The 15,921-nt window shown below is 68.1% G+C and carries 13 protein-coding genes; 4 read left to right on the plus strand and 9 right to left on the minus strand.

Features of this window, described 5'->3' with window-relative positions:
• Positions 1-151: 151 nt before the first annotated feature.
• From ACLM5J_RS14400 to ACLM5J_RS14420, 5 genes are all read right to left on the minus strand, one after another.
• On the minus strand, positions 152-1,213 hold the full coding sequence (locus ACLM5J_RS14400; RefSeq protein WP_413657125.1) for an HpcH/HpaI aldolase/citrate lyase family protein: 1,062 nt from the start codon (positions 1,211-1,213) through the stop codon (positions 152-154).
• Between the two features lie 116 nt (positions 1,214-1,329).
• Positions 1,330-2,400: an acyl-CoA dehydrogenase family protein gene (locus ACLM5J_RS14405; protein WP_413657126.1), complete on the minus strand. Its 1,071-nt coding sequence runs from the start codon at positions 2,398-2,400 to the stop codon at positions 1,330-1,332.
• A 1-nt stretch (position 2,401) separates the two neighbouring features.
• Positions 2,402-3,364, minus strand: coding sequence for an acyl-CoA dehydrogenase family protein (locus ACLM5J_RS14410; protein WP_413657127.1), 963 nt, complete (start codon positions 3,362-3,364; stop codon positions 2,402-2,404).
• A 148-nt stretch (positions 3,365-3,512) separates the two neighbouring features.
• The gene (locus ACLM5J_RS14415) at positions 3,513-4,667 is read right to left on the minus strand and encodes an acyl-CoA dehydrogenase family protein (RefSeq protein ID WP_413657128.1); all 1,155 of its coding nucleotides are present in this window, start codon (positions 4,665-4,667) and stop codon (positions 3,513-3,515) included.
• A complete protein-coding gene (locus tag ACLM5J_RS14420; protein WP_413657129.1) occupies positions 4,667-6,298 on the minus strand; it encodes a FadD3 family acyl-CoA ligase in 1,632 nt (543 codons plus the stop codon). Before ACLM5J_RS14420 ends, ACLM5J_RS14415 begins: the two co-directional genes overlap by 1 nt.
• Positions 6,299-6,410: 112 nt before the next feature.
• Between ACLM5J_RS14420 and ACLM5J_RS14425 the strand changes: the two genes are divergently transcribed.
• The 4 genes from ACLM5J_RS14425 to ACLM5J_RS14440 all read left to right on the plus strand — a co-directional run bounded on the left by ACLM5J_RS14425 (position 6,411) and on the right by ACLM5J_RS14440 (position 10,326).
• The gene (locus tag ACLM5J_RS14425) at positions 6,411-7,613 is read left to right on the plus strand and encodes an acyl-CoA dehydrogenase family protein (RefSeq protein WP_413657130.1); all 1,203 of its coding nucleotides are present in this window, start codon (positions 6,411-6,413) and stop codon (positions 7,611-7,613) included.
• A 142-nt stretch (positions 7,614-7,755) separates the two neighbouring features.
• Positions 7,756-8,559: an SDR family oxidoreductase gene (locus tag ACLM5J_RS14430; protein ID WP_413657131.1), complete on the plus strand. Its 804-nt coding sequence runs from the start codon at positions 7,756-7,758 to the stop codon at positions 8,557-8,559.
• A gap of 1 nt (position 8,560) precedes the next feature.
• Positions 8,561-9,163 (plus strand): TetR/AcrR family transcriptional regulator, encoded by a 603-nt coding sequence (locus ACLM5J_RS14435; protein WP_413657132.1) that lies wholly within the window; start codon positions 8,561-8,563, stop codon positions 9,161-9,163.
• Positions 9,163-10,326, plus strand: a complete 1,164-nt coding sequence (locus ACLM5J_RS14440; protein WP_413657133.1) for an acetyl-CoA C-acetyltransferase — start codon at positions 9,163-9,165, stop codon at positions 10,324-10,326. The genes ACLM5J_RS14435 and ACLM5J_RS14440 overlap by 1 nt, the downstream gene beginning before the upstream one ends.
• A 64-nt stretch (positions 10,327-10,390) precedes the next feature.
• Here the strand turns inward: ACLM5J_RS14440 and ACLM5J_RS14445 are convergent, their stop codons facing one another.
• The 4 genes from ACLM5J_RS14445 to ACLM5J_RS14460 are packed head-to-tail and all read right to left on the minus strand — an operon-like array spanning position 10,391 to position 15,834.
• The gene (locus ACLM5J_RS14445; RefSeq protein WP_413657134.1) at positions 10,391-10,885 is read right to left on the minus strand and encodes a beta-class carbonic anhydrase; all 495 of its coding nucleotides are present in this window, start codon (positions 10,883-10,885) and stop codon (positions 10,391-10,393) included.
• Positions 10,886-10,914: 29 nt separating this feature from the next.
• Positions 10,915-12,633, minus strand: a complete 1,719-nt coding sequence (locus ACLM5J_RS14450; protein WP_413657135.1) for an MFS transporter — start codon at positions 12,631-12,633, stop codon at positions 10,915-10,917.
• Entirely contained in the window at positions 12,630-13,352 is a 723-nt protein-coding gene (locus tag ACLM5J_RS14455; protein WP_413657136.1) for an LppX_LprAFG lipoprotein, read from the minus strand. Before ACLM5J_RS14455 ends, ACLM5J_RS14450 begins: the two co-directional genes overlap by 4 nt.
• Positions 13,353-13,356: 4 nt before the next feature.
• Positions 13,357-15,834 carry a DNA gyrase/topoisomerase IV subunit A gene (locus ACLM5J_RS14460; protein WP_413657137.1) on the minus strand — a complete coding sequence of 826 codons (2,478 nt, stop codon included), beginning with the start codon at positions 15,832-15,834 and terminating at the stop codon, positions 13,357-13,359.
• Positions 15,835-15,921: the final 87 nt, after the last annotated feature.

The raw sequence follows: 15,921 nt of genomic DNA on the forward strand, positions 1-15,921 counted from the left end.
TGAGTTCGTAGATCGCGCAGGGCGGGTGCCAGGTGCGCCCTCGGTTGCTATTTGTGCGCCCTCGGCGTCCCGTACCTGACGGTTCGGCGCGTGTGGGTGACTGTTGGGCGCGTGTGGGTGACTGTTGGGCGCGTGTGGGTGACGGTTCGGGTTAGTCGAGGGTGATGGCGTCGTAGCGGGCTTTGAGGTCGGGGTCGATGGCGGCGAGTTCGTCGGCGAGGGCGACCATGACCTTGCATTGCTTGACGGAGGCGTCGTCCTCCATTTTGCCGTCGAGCATGACGGCGCCGGTGCCGTCGCCCATGGCGGCGATGACGCGGCGGGCGTGCTTGATGTCTTCGATGCTGGGGGAGAAGACCTTGTTGGCGATCTTGATCTGGACCGGGTGCAGCGACCAGGCGCCGACGCAGCCGAGGAGGAAGGCGTTGCGGAACTGGTCTTCGCAGGCGACGGTGTCCTTGATGTCGCCGAAGGGTCCGTAGTAGGGGTAGATGCCGTGCATCGCGCAGGCGTCGACCATGCGGGCGATGGTGTAGTGCCACAGGTCTTGTTGATAGGTGGTGCGGGCGCCGTCGATGTCGCCGTCGGTGGGGTCTTGGCGCACCAGGTAGCCGGGGTGGCCGCCGCCGACGCGGGTGGTCTTCATCCGGCGGTCTGCGGCGAGGTCGGCGGGGCCCAAGGAGAGGCCCTGCATCCGCGGCGACGCGGCGCAGATCTCTTCGATGTTGGCGACGCCGCGGGCGGTCTCCAAGATGGCGTGGACCTGGATCGGTTTGGTGATGCCGGCCTTGGCTTCGAGTTGGGCCAGGAGGCGGTCGATGTAGTGGATGTCTTCGGCGCCTTGGACCTTGGGGACCATGATCACGTCGAGCTTGTCGCCGATCGCGGGGATCAGGGTGGTGAGGTCGTCGAGGATCCAGGGGGAGTCGAGGGAGTTGATCCGGGTCCAGAACTGGGTGGGTCCGAAGTCGACCTCTTGGCCGATCTTGACCAGGCCGAGTCGGGACTTCTCCTTGTTCTCGGCCTTGACGGCGTCTTCGAGGTTGCCGAGCAGGACGTCGACGGTGCCGACCATGGCGGGGACCTTGGCGGCCATCTTCTCGTTGCCGGGGTCGAAGAAGTGGATCGCGCGCGAGGGACGGGCCGGGATCTCCCGCAACGGCGCGGGGGCGCCGACGGCGAGCGGAGCGAAGAAGTCCTTGGCAGTACGCAATGTCTGTTCCTCTCCTCGTGCGGGCAAGACGAAGGCCCGGCTACTAGGCAGGGAACCTAGCAGCCGGGCCGATCGTCAATGCAGGCTAGTACCTGTTAACCAGATACTGGACGCCGTCACAGTGGCAGCAGCGCCCTGTGCTGGTGGGGCAGCCCGAAGAGCTGGTTGAGCGCCTGGGCCCGCTTGAAGATCCAGGAGACGTCGTGCTCCCAGGTGATCGCGATGCCACCGTGCAACTGGACCGCTTCGCCGGCCACGTGCATGAAGGCGTCACCACAGGCCGACGCCGCGGAGGCGGTCAGCACAGCGACGTCGTCGGCGTCGGTCGCCACCGCGTAGCTGGCGGCCCAGGAGATCGACCGCGAGGTCTCCACCTCGACCAGCATGTCGGCCATCCGGTGCTTGAGCGCCTGGAAGGAACCGATCTGCCGACCGAACTGGACGCGCTCGAGGCTGTACGCCACGGTCATGTCCAGCGCCCGCTGCGCGCCGCCGACCTGGAGGGCCGCAACGGCGGCCGTCCCGGCGCGATGCGCACGGGCCAGGGCGGCCGCGCCGTCGCCGGCCACCCGGCGTCCGGGGGTACCGGCGAAGGTCAGCGTGGCGAAGCGGAGCGTGGTGTCGACAGCCGGAACCTGCTCGATGGTCACCGCGGCAGGATCGACCACGAAGAGCGTCGGGGTCCCGCCGTCGAGCGCAGCGACCAGCAGGATCTCCGCATTGTCACCGTCCAGCACGGCCTCGACCGTGCCGGTCAGGGTGTCGCCCTGGGCCTGAACACCGATCGGCGCGTCGACGGGACCGGAGGTACCGGCCCACGCCAACGTGGCGACCGTACCCGCCGCGAGCTGCGGCAGAAGTTCGGCGCAGAGCGCCGCATCGCCCGAGCCCAAGAGGGCTTCGGCGGTGACGACCGAGGAGAGCAGTGGCGTCGGGACCAGTGCCTTGCCGAGCTCCTCGAAGACCACGCTGGTCTCGAAGAAGCTGGCACCGAAGCCGTCGTACTCCTCGGGGATCGCCAGCGCGGCGACACCGACCTGCTCACACAGGGTCTCCCAGAGGCGGGCGTCGAAGCCCGTCTCGGACTCGGTCGCGGCACGGACGGCCATGCTGTCGGCCGACTTCGCTAGCACCTTGGTGACGGTGCTGGCCAGCTCCTGCTGTTCCGGGCTGAGACCGAAGTGCATCTCAGGCCTCCGCAGCCACGAGCGCGCCGAGCACGCGCGAGCGGTGGACGGCCGGGGTGCCCCAGGCGGTCACCAGGGCGCGGACCTTGGTGATCCAGATGCTGAGGTCCAGCTCCTGGGTGTAGCCGATCGCGCCGTGGACCTGCAGCGCGGCCCGCGATGCCAGGTAGGCGGCGTCCGCGGCGTAGACCTTGGCAGCCGAGACGTCGCGAGCGGCGTCCGGGCCGTCGATGGCCAGGGCGGCACCGTTGATCAGCGGGCGGGCGAAGTCCAGGGCGATCCGGACGTCTGCCAGCTTGTGCTTGATCGCCTGGTAGGAGCCGATCTCGCGGCCGAACTGACGTCGCTGCTTGACGTAGGCGACGGCCTCGTCGAGCAGGCGCTCACCGGCACCGAGAAGCTGGGCAGCGGTGGCCAGCGCAGCCAGGTTGAAGGCAGCGTCCAGGTCGCCGTCGGCGGTGACCGCGTCACCGGCGACGGGGGTGAAGAGGCGACGCGTGCCGTCCACCGACTGCTTACGCTCGCCAGCGGTGGCGGTCGTGACCACACCGCCGTCGACGGCGAAGGCGTGTGCGGCGACGTCGGCGTCGAGGGCGTATGGCGTGTTCGGCGCGACGGCGACACTGCCGACGGCGCCCTCGGCCAGCTCACCGACGACGGGGTTGGAGCCGAGCGCCAGCGGAAGGTAGGCAGCGGACTCGACCCACGGGCCGGGCACACCGTGACGGCCCAGAGCCTCGAAGGCGATCACGAGCTCCACGGCGGTGGCGCCCATGCCGCCGGCCTCTTCCGGGACGACCAGGGCGTTGACGCCCTGCTCGGCGAGCCGGTTCCACAGTGCCAGGCCGGGCTCGGTGTTGTTCTCGGCCCAGGCGCGGGCTGCGCCGACCGTGTCAGCGCTGGAGAGCAGTGACTCCAGGGAGTCGGCGAACGCCTTCTGCTCGTCGGTCCAGGTGAACTTCATTCGTGGGCTCCGTTCGCCTCGCGAGTCAGGATTGCGATGTCGTTGGTCGAGTGCGTCCGTCCGTTGGTCGAGCTTGTCGAGACCGGGTCGGACAGGTGGTCTCGACAGGCTCGACCAACGGTGAAACGACCAGCGGCGAAGGTGGCGGTCACTTGCCGGCTCCCTTCGCCTCACGGGGCAGACCAAGGATGCGCTCCGCGACGATGTTGCGTTGGATCTCGTTGGTTCCCGCGTAGATCGGGCCGGAGAGGCTGAAGATGTACCCGTCGGTCCACCGCGACTCGACCTCGGCCTCGGCACCGAGCAGGTCGAGTCCGCTTTCGTGCAGCGCGACGTCGAGCTCGGACCAGAAGACCTTGTTAACCGAACCGGCAGCGCCCATGTCGCCACCGCCGGCGAGGCGGGTGACGGTGCCCCAGGTGTAGAGGCGGTAGGCGTTGGCACCGATCCAGGCGTCGACGACGCCGCGCTCGGCCTCGGGGTGGAGGTCGCCGTTCTGCTTCCACAGCTCGACCAGGCGGTCGGCGGCCGCGCAGAAGCGGCCCGGCGAACGGAGCGAGAGGCCACGCTCGTTGCCCGCGGTGCTCATCGCCACGTGCCAGCCGGCGCCGGGCGCACCGAGGACGTCGGAGTCGGGGACGAAAACGTCCTCGAAGAAGACCTCGGCGAAGCCGACCTCGCCGTCCAGCTGCTCGATCGGACGCACGGTGATGCCTTCGGCGTCGAGCGGAAACAGGAAGTAGGTCAGGCCGGCGTGACGCTGTGCCTCCGGGTCGGAGCGGAACAGGCCGAAGCCCCAGTGCGCGAAGCTGGCACGCGAGGACCAGGTCTTCTGGCCGTTCAGCACCCAGCCGCCGCGGGCGTCGTCGCGGGTGGCGGTGGAGCGGAGCGAGGCGAGGTCGGAGCCGGCTTCGGGCTCGGACCAGCACTGGGCCCAGACCCGCTCTCCGGACGCCATCGTCGGCAGGAAGCGGTCCTGCTGCTCCTTGGTGCCGTGATCGAAGATGATCGGGGCCAGCAGGAAGATGCCGTTCTGGGAGACCCGGCCGGGCGCACCGGCGCGGTAGTACTCCTCCTCGAAGATCACCCATTCGATCAGCGAGGCTTCCCGGCCGTGGTACTCAGCGGGCCAGGAGACCACCGAGTACTTGGCCTCGGTCAGCTTGGCCTCCCATTCCTGGTGGAGCACCCAGCCCTCGGCGGTATCCATGGAAGGCAGCGGCTCGCTGGGCACATTGGCGGCCAGCCAGGCTCGGGCCTCGTCACGGAAGGCGAGTTCCGACGCGGACAGGTCGAGGTCCATCAGTGTCCTTTCGGGGAGCTAGTGGCGCGGAGCTCGTTCTTGAGCACCTTGCCGGAGAGGTTGCGGGGGAGTTGGTCGACGAACTCCACGTAGCGGGGAACCTTGAAGTTCGCGATCCGCTCACGGGCGAAGGCGATCACCTCGTCGGCAGTGACCGTGGCCTCGGCGCGACGCACCACGTACGCCTTGCCGACCTCGCCCATCCGGTCGTCGGGGACGCCGATCACGGCTGCTTCGACGACGCCGTCGAGGCGGGCGAGTGCCTGCTCGACCTCGGCGGGGTAGACGTTGAAACCGCCGGAGATGTACATGTCCTTGAGTCGGTCGGTGATCCGGAGGTAGCCGGCCTCGTCGACGATGCCGACGTCGCCGGTGTGCAGCCAGCCGTCGGTGTCGATCGCGTCGGCGGTGGCCTCGGGGTCGTCGAGGTAGCCGACCATCACCATCGGGCCGCGGAGCAGCACCTCGCCCTCGGAGCCGGCGGGCAGCGCCTCGCTGGTGCCGGCCTTGGCGATCCGGAGTTCGACGCCGGGAAGTGCCCGGCCGCAGGTGGTGGCGACCAGTTCGTCGCTGTCACCGGGGCGGCACATGGTCGCCATCACGCACTCGGTCATCCCGAAGGCGGTGGCTACGCGGTCGAAGTTGAGTTCGGAGTGCATCCGCTCGACCAGGACCTGGGGCACGGAGGCGGCGCCGGTGTTGGCCAGCCGCAGCGACCTGGTGTCGGTGGTGGCGAACTTCTCCGACTCCAGCAGCGAGTGGAAGATCGTCGGCGCACCCGGGAGGACGCTGATCTTCTCGGCCGCGATCAGGTCGAGTGCGGCGTCGGCGTTGAAGGCGGCGACCGGGTAGAGCGCACACCCCTTGAGCACCGCGGTGACCAGACCGACCTTGTAACCGTAGGAGTGGAAGAAGGGGCTGATCACCAGGTAGCGGTCGTCGACCGTGACCTCGCCGGTGGTGCCCCAGACCTCGGCCGCGGCGATGGTCTGGCTGTGCGTCGTCAGCACACCCTTGGAGCGACCGGTGGTGCCGGAGGTGAAGAGGATGTCGGCGATGTCGTCGGGGCTGACGGCGTCCGCAACGGCTTCGATCTCGTTCAGCGGGACCTGCTCGCCGAGCTCTGCCAGGGTCGCGAAATCGGCGGTGCCGGGCAGGGTGCCGGTGCCGATCCGGACGAGTGCGCGGACCGAGGGCAGGCCGGGGACGGCGTCCGCCTCGTTGACGTCGCGACCTTCGCTGGCGGCCACCTCGGCTGCGGCGGTACGGACCTCGCTGGCCTGTTCGCGGCCCAGGAAGCCGTCAGCAACGACCATCAGGGTGGTCGAGGTGCGGAGCGCGACGTCGACGACCTCGTGGCCCTTGTAACGGGTGTTGAGCGGGACCAGCACGCCTCCCGCGTAGGAGATGGCCAGGCCTGCGACGATCCATTCCCAGGTGTTGGGTGCCCAGATGCAGACACTGTCGCCGGACTTGAGGCCCAGGGCGCGGTAGCCGCGTGCGGTCTGCACGACTCGGTGGTGGAGCTCGGTCCAGGACAGCCGCACATCCCCGTCGACCACAGCGGGGCGTTCAGGGTAGGTAGCGGCGACTGCGCGTAGTGCTGCCGGCAGCGTCTCCGGTGTCGTCATGGGTTCTCCTCAACCGATTCATCGGGAACCAAACAAGTGCTTGGTAGGGTAGCCTACCGTCTGGTTCCGGCGCACGGAACCGACGTCCGGCACAGCGAGAGAGGAAGCCACGGTGGACCTGACCCACGCAGTCGCCGACCAAGAGTTCCGCCATCAGGTTCGGTCCTGGCTGGAGGAGAACCTCAGCGGAGAATTCGCCGCCCTGCGCGGGCTCGGCGGATCGGGACGCGATGACGAAGCCCACGACGAACGTCTGGCCTGGAACCAGCACCTGGCCAAGCACGGTTGGACCTGCTTGGGCTGGCCCGAGGAGCACGGCGGCCGTGGACTGAGCCTGCACCAGCAGGTGATCTTCCACGAGGAGTACGCCCGCGCCAACGCGCCGACCCGGGTCAACCACCTGGGCGAGGAGCTGCTCGGCCCGACCCTGATCGCCTTCGGCACCGAGGAGCAGAAGCAGCGCTTCCTGCCCCAGATCGCCGCCGTCACCGAACTCTGGTGCCAGGGCTACTCCGAGCCCGGCGCTGGTTCCGACCTCGCCAACGTGGCGACCAAGGCGCGCCTCGACGGCGACGAGTGGGTGATCGACGGCCAGAAGGTGTGGACCTCGCTCGCCCAGTTCGCCCAATGGATCTTCGTGGTGGCTCGGACCGAAGCCGGTTCGACCCGCCACAACGGACTCTCCTTCCTACTGGTCCCGATCGACCAGCCCGGCGTCGAGATCCGCCCGATCGTGCAGAACACCGGCGGTGCTGAGTTCAACGAGGTGTATTTCACCGGCGCCCGGACCAAGGCCGACATGATCGTCGGCGAGCCCGGTAAGGGCTGGGGCGTGGCGATGGGCCTGCTCGGCTTCGAGCGTGGTGTCTCCACGATCGGCCAGCAGGTGGGCTTCGCTCGCGAGCTTGAAAGCGTTGTCGAGTTGGCCCGGGCGAACGGAGCCCTGGCGGACCCGGTCCTGCGCGACCGGCTCGCCAAAGCCCGTGCCGACCTCGAAGTGATGCGTCAGAATGCTCTGCGTGGCCTGGCCGACCTCGAAGGAGGGTCGGACTCCGCTGCAGGTGGTGGCGCCGGCTCGATCGCCAAGCTGGTCTGGTCGAACTGGCACCGTCGCCTCGGTGAGATCGCAATGGAGGTCGCCGGATCCGGTTCGTTGACGGTGAAGGCCGCCCCCTACGAACTCGACGAGTTCCAAGCACTCTTCCTCTTCAGCCGCGCCGACACGATCTACGGAGGCTCGGACGAGGTCCAGAAGAACATCCTCGCCGAGCGGGTGCTCGGCCTGCCCCGTGAGCCGAAGGGCACGGGCAAGTGACCCGGTCCGTTGGTCGAGCTTGTCGAGACCAGGATGTGGTCTCGACAAGCTCGACCAACGAAAGAAGTAGTTCGAACACCGGGGGAACGACCTCCACCCTTGACACCGTGATCCGCCACCGTGAGCCGAAGGAAGACATCCGATGAGCACCAAGCTAGCTGAACAGCCCACTCCCGACTACGTCCCGGGCCACAACCTGCTGGCCGGCAAGGTCGTCGTGATCACCGCCGCCGCCGGTGCCGGTATCGGTGCGGCCGTCACCCGTCGGGTCCTGGAGGAGGGCGCCAAGGCAGTCGTCCTCAGCGACACCCATGAGCGCCGGGTCGCCGAGGCACACGAGGCATTGGCTGCCGAGTTCGGTGCCGACCGGGTCCGTTCGCTGACCTGCGACGTCACCGACGAGGCCCAGGTCGCGGCGCTGCTCGACGCGGCCGACGAGTTCGGTGGGGTCGACATCATGATCAACAACGCCGGTCTCGGCGGTGAGGTCAACATCCTGGAGATGACCGACGACCAGTGGAGCAAGGTCCTCGAGATCACGCTCACCGGTACCTTCCGCTGCGTCCGCGCGGCCGGCAACAAGATGGTCGCGGCCGGTAAGAAGGGCGTCATCGTCAACAACGCCTCGGTGATCGGCTGGCGTGCTCAGGAGGGTCAGGCCCACTACGCAGCCGCCAAGGCCGGTGTGATGGCGCTGACCCGGTGCAGCGCGCTCGACCTGGCAGCCCACGGCATCCGGGTCAACGCGGTCAGCCCGTCGCTGGCGATGCACCCCTTCCTGGCCAAGGTCACCACCGACGAACTGCTCGCCGAGCTCAAGGGCCGCGAGGCGTTCGGTCGGGCGGCCGAGCCGTGGGAGGTCGCCAACGTGATGGTCTTCCTGGCCAGCGACTACGCCTCCTACATGACCGGCGAGGTTGTCGCCGTCAGCAGTCAGCAGGCCTGAGATGGCAGCTGGGCTGAGCCGTCGCGACGAGCTGCTCCAGATCGCTGGAGAGCTCTTTGCACGTAAGGGATTCCGCAATACGACGGTGCGAGACATCGCCGACGCCGCGGGCATCCTGTCGGGAAGTCTCTACCACCACTTCGACTCCAAGGAGACGATGGTCCACGAGCTGCTCGACTCCTTCCAGACCCAGCTCTTCATCGACTACGACGCGATCGAGAACAGCGAGCTCGGCCCGCGGGCCAAGCTCGAAGCGGTGATCCGGCGTTCCTTGGAGGCGATCGACCGCAACCACAGTGAAGTGGCGATCTTCCAGAACGACGCCGGCTATCTGCAGGAGCTCGATGGTTTCGAGTATCTGACCGCTCGGAACCGGCGGTTCCGCGACCTGTGGACGCAGCTGTTGCGCGAAGGCATCGAGGCCGGGGAGATTCGGGCCGACCTCGATGTGGAGCTGGGCTACCGGTTCCTGCGTGACACGGTCTGGGTCGCGGTCCGTTGGTACCGTCCGGGCGGTCCGCTCTCCGGCGATGAAGTCGCCGATCAGTATCTCGCCATCCTCTTCCAGGGGATCGGCATTTCGACTACCACCAAGGAGTCCTGATGGCTGAGGCCTACATCGTTGATGCAGTTCGTACCCCTGTCGGAAAGCGCGGCGGTTCGCTCGCGTCGATGCACTCCGCCGACCTGGGGGCGCACTCGCTCGCCGCGTTGATGCAGCGGACCGGGGTCGACCCGGGCGCCGTCGACGACGTGATCATGGGTTGCTGCGACACCATCGGTTCCCAGGCCGGCGACGTGGCACGTACCGCGTGGCTGGTGGCCGGTCTGCCGGACCACGTGCCGGGTGTCACCATCGATCGCCAGTGCGGCTCCTCGCAGCAGTCGGTCCACTTCGCGGCCCAGGGCGTGATGTCGGGTACCCAGGACCTCGTCGTCGCCGGTGGTCTGCAGAACATGTCCGCGATCCCGATCTCGGCAGCCATGCTGGTCGCCGACCAGTACGGCTTCACCACGCCGTTCGCCGAGTCGCCGGGCTGGAACGCACGCTACGGCGACGTCCCGGTCTCGCAGTTCGCTTCGGCCGACATGATCGCCAAGAAGTGGAACACCACCCGCGAGGAGATGGAGGCTTTCGCGCTGGCCTCCCACGAGCGCGCCTTCACCGCTATCGCCGAGGGTCGCTTCGACGGCGAGATCGCACCGGTGACCCTGGCCGACGGCTCCGTCTTCACCACCGACGAGTGCCCGCGGCAGACCTCGCTGGAGAAGATGGCCGGGCTCAACCCGCTCGAAGAGGGCAGCTGGATCACCGCCGGTGTGGCCTCGCAGATCTGCGACGGCTCATCCGCCCTGCTGATCGCCAGTGAGCAGGCCGTCAAGGACCACCAGCTCACCCCGCGGGCCCGGATCCACCACCTCTCGGTGCGCGGCGACGACCCGATCTGGATGCTGACCGGTCCGATCAACGCGACCAAGCACGCGCTGGCCAAGGCCGGTATGAGCATCGACGACATCGACCTCTTCGAGTGCAACGAGGCGTTCGCCTCCGTCGTCCTGGCCTGGATGAAGGAGACCGGCGCTCCTCACGAGAAGGTCAACGTCAACGGCGGTGGTATCGCACTCGGTCACCCGATCGGCGCGACCGGCGCCCGGTTGATGACCACCATGCTCAACGAGCTGGAGCGCACCGGCGGGCGCTACGGCCTGCAGACGATGTGCGAGGGCGGCGGTCAGGCCAACGTGACCATCATCGAGCGTCTCTGATCCACAACGACGAGGCCGCGGCTCCCGGATGGGGGGCCGCGGCCTCGTCGTCTGTTCAGCTCACTCAGATCTTCTGGTGCATCAGACCGGTGTCCACGTCGTAGATGAAGCCGCCGACCTGGACGTTCGGGGAGATCAACGGGTGGGCGCGGACCTTCATCACGTCGTGGCGCAGGGCCGCCACCTGGTCGGTGACCACGTGGATCGGCTGCCAGGTGGTGTCCTGGCCGGTCTTCTCGTCGAGCAGCTTGTGGAACTCGGCCTCCGAACGACTGGCCATCGCGCAGCGGGTGTGCGGGACGACCAGGATCCGGCTGACGTTGAGCAGGTGCGAAGCCAGCACCAGGGCCTCGAGGGCGGCCTCCGTGACGCGGCCACCGGGATTGCGGAAGATCTTGGCGTCGCCGTGCGACAGGCCGAGCATCCTCAGCGGATCGATGCGCGAGTCCATGCAGGTGACCAGGCCGACGCCAGCGTTGGCCACGCCGTCGAAACCACCGAGGTTGAAGGTGTCTGCGAACGCGCGGTTCGCCTCTAGCAGATCGTCGAATTCAGGCACATTTCCAAAATACTCCTGTGCCTGGCGGGTCAGTGCAGCGGGTTGGTGCTGCCGGCCCGGGTGTCGGCCCTTCGGAAAAGGACGAGGGCGAGGAGCCCGGCGATCAGCACGCTTCCGGCGGCCCCGAGGAAGACCGCGTGTTCCTGGGCGAGCGCTGCGGCCGTGCCACAGCTGCTGGCCCCTCGTTCCAGGCAGTCGTCGCGAGCGATCGCGAACCGGCGTAGCCCGAGGGTGGTCAGAGCCGAGATGCCGACCAGCATGCCGACCATCCGGGCCACTACCACCAGCGCGGCGGCAACACCGTGGACGGCGTGGTGGGTGCTGGCCAACAACGCGCCGTTGACGGGCGCCAACGCCAGACCGAAACCGAATCCGCAGAGGAGCAGCACGGCTGTGGTGCTGACCTCATGGTTGAGGCTGTGCTCGTCCCATTGCGCCATCGCCACGAAGCCGGCGGCCGAACAGAGCATTCCGACGGCGGTGATCAGTCCGGCGGAGTAGCGGCGCGACAGCCAGCCACCGAGGATCGCGCCCAACGGGAGCGCGATCAGGAAACGGACCAGGACCAGTGCCGCCAGGAACTGCGACTCGCGGTGGACGGTGGTGCGGGCGAAGATCGGGATGTCGATCAGTGCGGCGATCAGGCCGGCGCCGATGAAGAAGCTGACCAGCAGGGCACCCCAGGCGGGCCGCGCGGCCAAGGCGTCATGGGGGACCAATGGCGTCGGCGTCCGGCGCAGATGCACCACCAACAACCCGGTGGCGACGGCGGAACCGGCCAGGTACCAGAGACCCTGCTCGGAGAAGACCTGCACCTCCGGGTCGGCGGTGGCGAAGGCCAGGATGATGCCGCCGAGGGCGACCGCCATCAGGGCGGCGCCACCGAGATCGGCTTCCCGGAGCGACGCCGACCAGCTGCGGACGTCGATCAACGGGTTCTTGGCGAAGCAGCAGCGCAGCGCCACCACGATCGCGCTGAGCACCACGGTCAGACCGATCGGCGTCAGCCACACGCCGTCCCCGGTGTAGGGCACGAAGATCTGGCCCCAGGTGAGGTCGCGCCGGATCGGGCCGGGACGCAGCGCCAGGACCGCATAGGAGGCGATCAGGACAACGGTGGCGAGGGCGCCTATCCAGTCGAACCGGAGCCAGCCACGCAGCGGATGGTCGCCCGGGGTCGCCTCGGTGCGGGCCAACGCCGCGATCGCGACCGCCAGAACGGCGCCGACCAGAAGGTTGATCGCAAAGATCATCTGCCAGGGAGCGAAGGCCAGGACCGCGGCGCCGAAGAGCGGCCCGAGGACGCTGCCGATCTCCTGCACGGCAGAGACCACCCCGAGCGGGATACCGCGCCGGTGCGGGGGATAGAGGTCGGCGACCAGCGCCAACGTCGCCGGGACCAGGCCGCCGCCGCCGACGCCCTGCAGGAACCGGCCGGTGACCATCGTCGGCATGTCGAAGGTGAGGGCGGTGATCAGCGAACCCACCGCGAAGACGGCGAGCGACATCACCAGCACCGGGACCCGGCCCCGAAGGTCCGCGATCCTGCCGATCAGCGGCAACATGGCGACGTAGCCCAGGAGGAAGCCGGAGACGATCGGCGCGGCCCGTTGCAGCTCGCTGATCGGGATCTGCACCGTGCCCATCATCTCGGGCAGGGCCAGCACGACGACGTAGGTGTCGGCAGCGGCGAACGCGACAGCGACTGCTGCCAGAGCGAGCAGCAGCCGCGGCGCGCGGTCGATCACGGCGGCGTGATCTTCTGCGTGGTCCCGTAGTCGTCGAAGGTGACTGCGTAGGTCATGGCGGGGGTGTCGGCGTAGAAGATCCCGGTGATCGCCATCGAGCGGAGCTCTCCGTTGGCGGCGATCTGGTAGACGACCTCGAAGGAGTCGCTGGCCGCGCTGGGAACCAGCACCGTGACGTCGTCACCGGCCAAGGTGCCGGTGTATTCCGTCAGGACCTCGTCGTTGTTGCTTCCACCGCGGACGGTGTCGCCCTCCTTAACGTCCTCGGTCGAGACGAGGAGATCGGAGAGGCCGCCGTCGGTCGCGATCAGCTGGGCCGGGTTGGGCGCGCCGATCCGGGCCGGGTCGAGCTTGTTGAAGGAGTTGCCCAGCAGGGCGATCTTCACCCAGACGGTCTCACCGATCGCGATCACCTGACCGTTCTGGGTCAGGCCGCTCAGGCTGGCCTGGATCTCACCCTCGAACGACGCCGGGTGGAGGGCGACGCCGCTGGCGCCGGTCAGCACGATCCCCGGCGCGCTGGCCGGGAGGTTCTCGGCCTTGAGAGAGAGGTGGATGCCGCTGGTCTTGTCCAGGGTCTCCTTGGCCAGGTCGAGAGCTTCCTGCGGGGAGTTTCCCTTGCTGACCGGCTCGTCGTCCTTCTTCTGTCCGACGCACCCGGTCAGGCTGAGGGCCAGGACCAGGGCAGGGGCCAGCAAGAATCTGTGAGTACGCGCCATGGGTTCAGCCTTCCACACCGGCGTCACCGGTGACTTGGGAAATCACCGGAGAGGCACAGGCTGCGATCGGCTGGGCGATCGGCAGGCCGGAGCCGTCACGCCGGTAGTCGAGTTCGGGCAGGTCGATCGGTGCCCCGTTCGCTGCGGCTGCGCGGGCCGGGTCGGCACCTGCCCAGGCGAAGATCAAGACGTCCTCACCCTTGAGGAAGCGGTGACAGCGGACACCGCCGGTGGCGCGGCCCTTGCTCGGATACTCCGAGAACGGGGTGACCTTGACGGCACCGGTCTCGGTGCCCGGCAGCGAACTGCTGGCCCCCGAGCTGGTCACCACCACGCCGTCGTCGGTCGCGAAAGCTCCGAACCAGACCACGCGCTGCTTGTCGGAGACCCGGATGCCGGCGATGCCGCCGCCGGTGCGGCCCTGGGGACGGACCTGATCTGCCGGGTAGTGGAGCAGTTGGGCATCCGAGGTGATGAAGCAGAGCGTCTCGGTGCCGGTGGTGAGCTGGATGGCACCGACCACCTCGTCGCCGTCCTTGAGCGAGATAACGTCCCACTCGTCGCGGGTCAACACCTCGGGCGTCACCCGCTTGACGATGCCCTGCTTGGTGCCGAGCGCCAGGCCCGGCCCGTCCGGGTCGAGGGTGGCCAGGCAGAGCACTCTCTCGTTCGGCTGCAACGAGATGAACTCCGTCAACGGCAGTCCGCCGGAGAGGTGCGGATCGTTCGCCGTCGCTGGCAGCGTCGGCAACTCCAGCACGCCGAGCTTGAGCAGGCGCCCGGCCGAGGTGACCACGGCGATCTCGCCTCGGGCCGAGCTGCGCACCGTGGAGATCACTACGTCGTGGCGTGACCGCCCGCCACCTTCGCCTGGCGGGGAGGCGTCGCTGCTGCGTGCCAACAGGCCGGTGGAGGAGAGGTAGACGAAGCAGGGGTCGTCGGCGACCTCGAGCGGGGCTGCCGCTGAGGTGGCGGTGGCGCCGGACGACTCCAGCAGGACGGTGCGCCGCGGCGTCCCGAAGGTCTTGGCGACCTCGCCGAGTTCGTCGCTGACGACCTTGCGGAGCAACTTCTCGTCGGCCAGGATCGCGTCCAGGTCGGCGATGATCTGCTGCAGTTCGGTCTGTTCCTTCTCCAGCTCGAGGCGGGAGAACTTGGTCAACCGGCGCAGCGCCATGTCGAGAATGAAGTCGGCCTGGATCTCGGAGAGCTCGAAGATCTCCATCAACCGTTCGCGGGCCGCCGGGGCGTTCTCCGACGAACGGATCACCTGGATCACCTCGTCGATGTCGAGGATCGCGATCAACAGGCCGTCGACCAGGTGCAGCCGGTCGGCGGCCTTGTTGCGACGGAAGACCGAACGCCGGCGGACGACGTCGAAGCGGTGTTCGAGGAAGACCTCGAGCATCTCCTTGAGCCCCAGGGTCCGCGGCTGACCCTCGACGAGGGCGACGTTGTTGATGCCGAAGGAGTCCTCCAGCGGCGTCAGCTTGTAGAGCTGCTCCAGCAGGGCCTCGGGGTGGAAGCCGTTCTTGACCTCGATCACCAGCCGGAGGCCGTGCTCGCGGTCGGTGAGGTCCTTGATGTCGGAGATGCCCTGGAGCTTCTTGTTCTGGACCAGGGTCTTGATCCGTTCGATCACCTTCTCGGTGCCGACGCCGTAGGGCAGCTCCGAGACGATGATCCCCTTGCGCCGGGGGGTGACGCTCTCGATCCGGGCGGTGGCGCGCATCTTGAAGACACCGCGGCCGGTCTCGTAGGCGTCCTTGATCCCGTCCAGGCCGACGATCTTTCCGCCGGTCGGTAGGTCCGGGCCGGGGATGAACCGCATCAGGTCGTCGAGGTCGGCCTTCGGGTTCTTGATCAGGTGGCGCAGCGCCTGCACGACCTCGACCAGGTTGTGCGGCGCGATGTTGGTCGCCATACCCACCGCGATGCCGGTGGTGCCGTTGACCAACAGGTTCGGGATCGCCGAGGGCAGGACCGACGGCTCGAGTTCACGGCTGTCGTAGTTCGGCCGGAAGTCGACGGTGTCCTCGTGGATCGACTCGACCATCGCCAACGCGGCAGGCGCCATCCGACACTCGGTATAACGCATCGCCGCGGGGGAGTCGTCGGGCGAACCGAAGTTGCCGTGCCCGTCGATCATCGGCAGCCGCATCGACCAGGGCTGCGCCATCCGGACCAGGGCGTCGTAGATCGCGCCGTCACCGTGTGGGTGCAGACGACCCATCACTTCACCGACGACGCGAGCACTTTTCACGTGGCCGCGGTCCGGGCGCAGGCCCATGTCGCCCATCGTGTGCAGGATCCGGCGCTGGACGGGCTTGAGGCCGTCGCGCGCATCGGGCAGCGCTCGCGAATAGATCACCGAGTAGGCGTACTCGAGGAAGGAGGAGCGCATCTCGTCCCCGACGTCGATGTCGAGGATGTGCTCCTCGAAGTCGTCGGGGAGCGGCGGTTGGGTGCTACGTCGTGCCATGGGGGACATTCTCACGTGTCGAGGGAGAAGAATCACGCTGGGCTCGCCGCCCAGGGGTGAGTAGCCCTGGCCACACCCGATAGATTG

The sequence above is a fragment of the Nocardioides sp. Bht2 genome (assembly GCF_047308515.1).
Lineage (GTDB): Bacteria > Actinomycetota > Actinomycetes > Propionibacteriales > Nocardioidaceae > Nocardioides.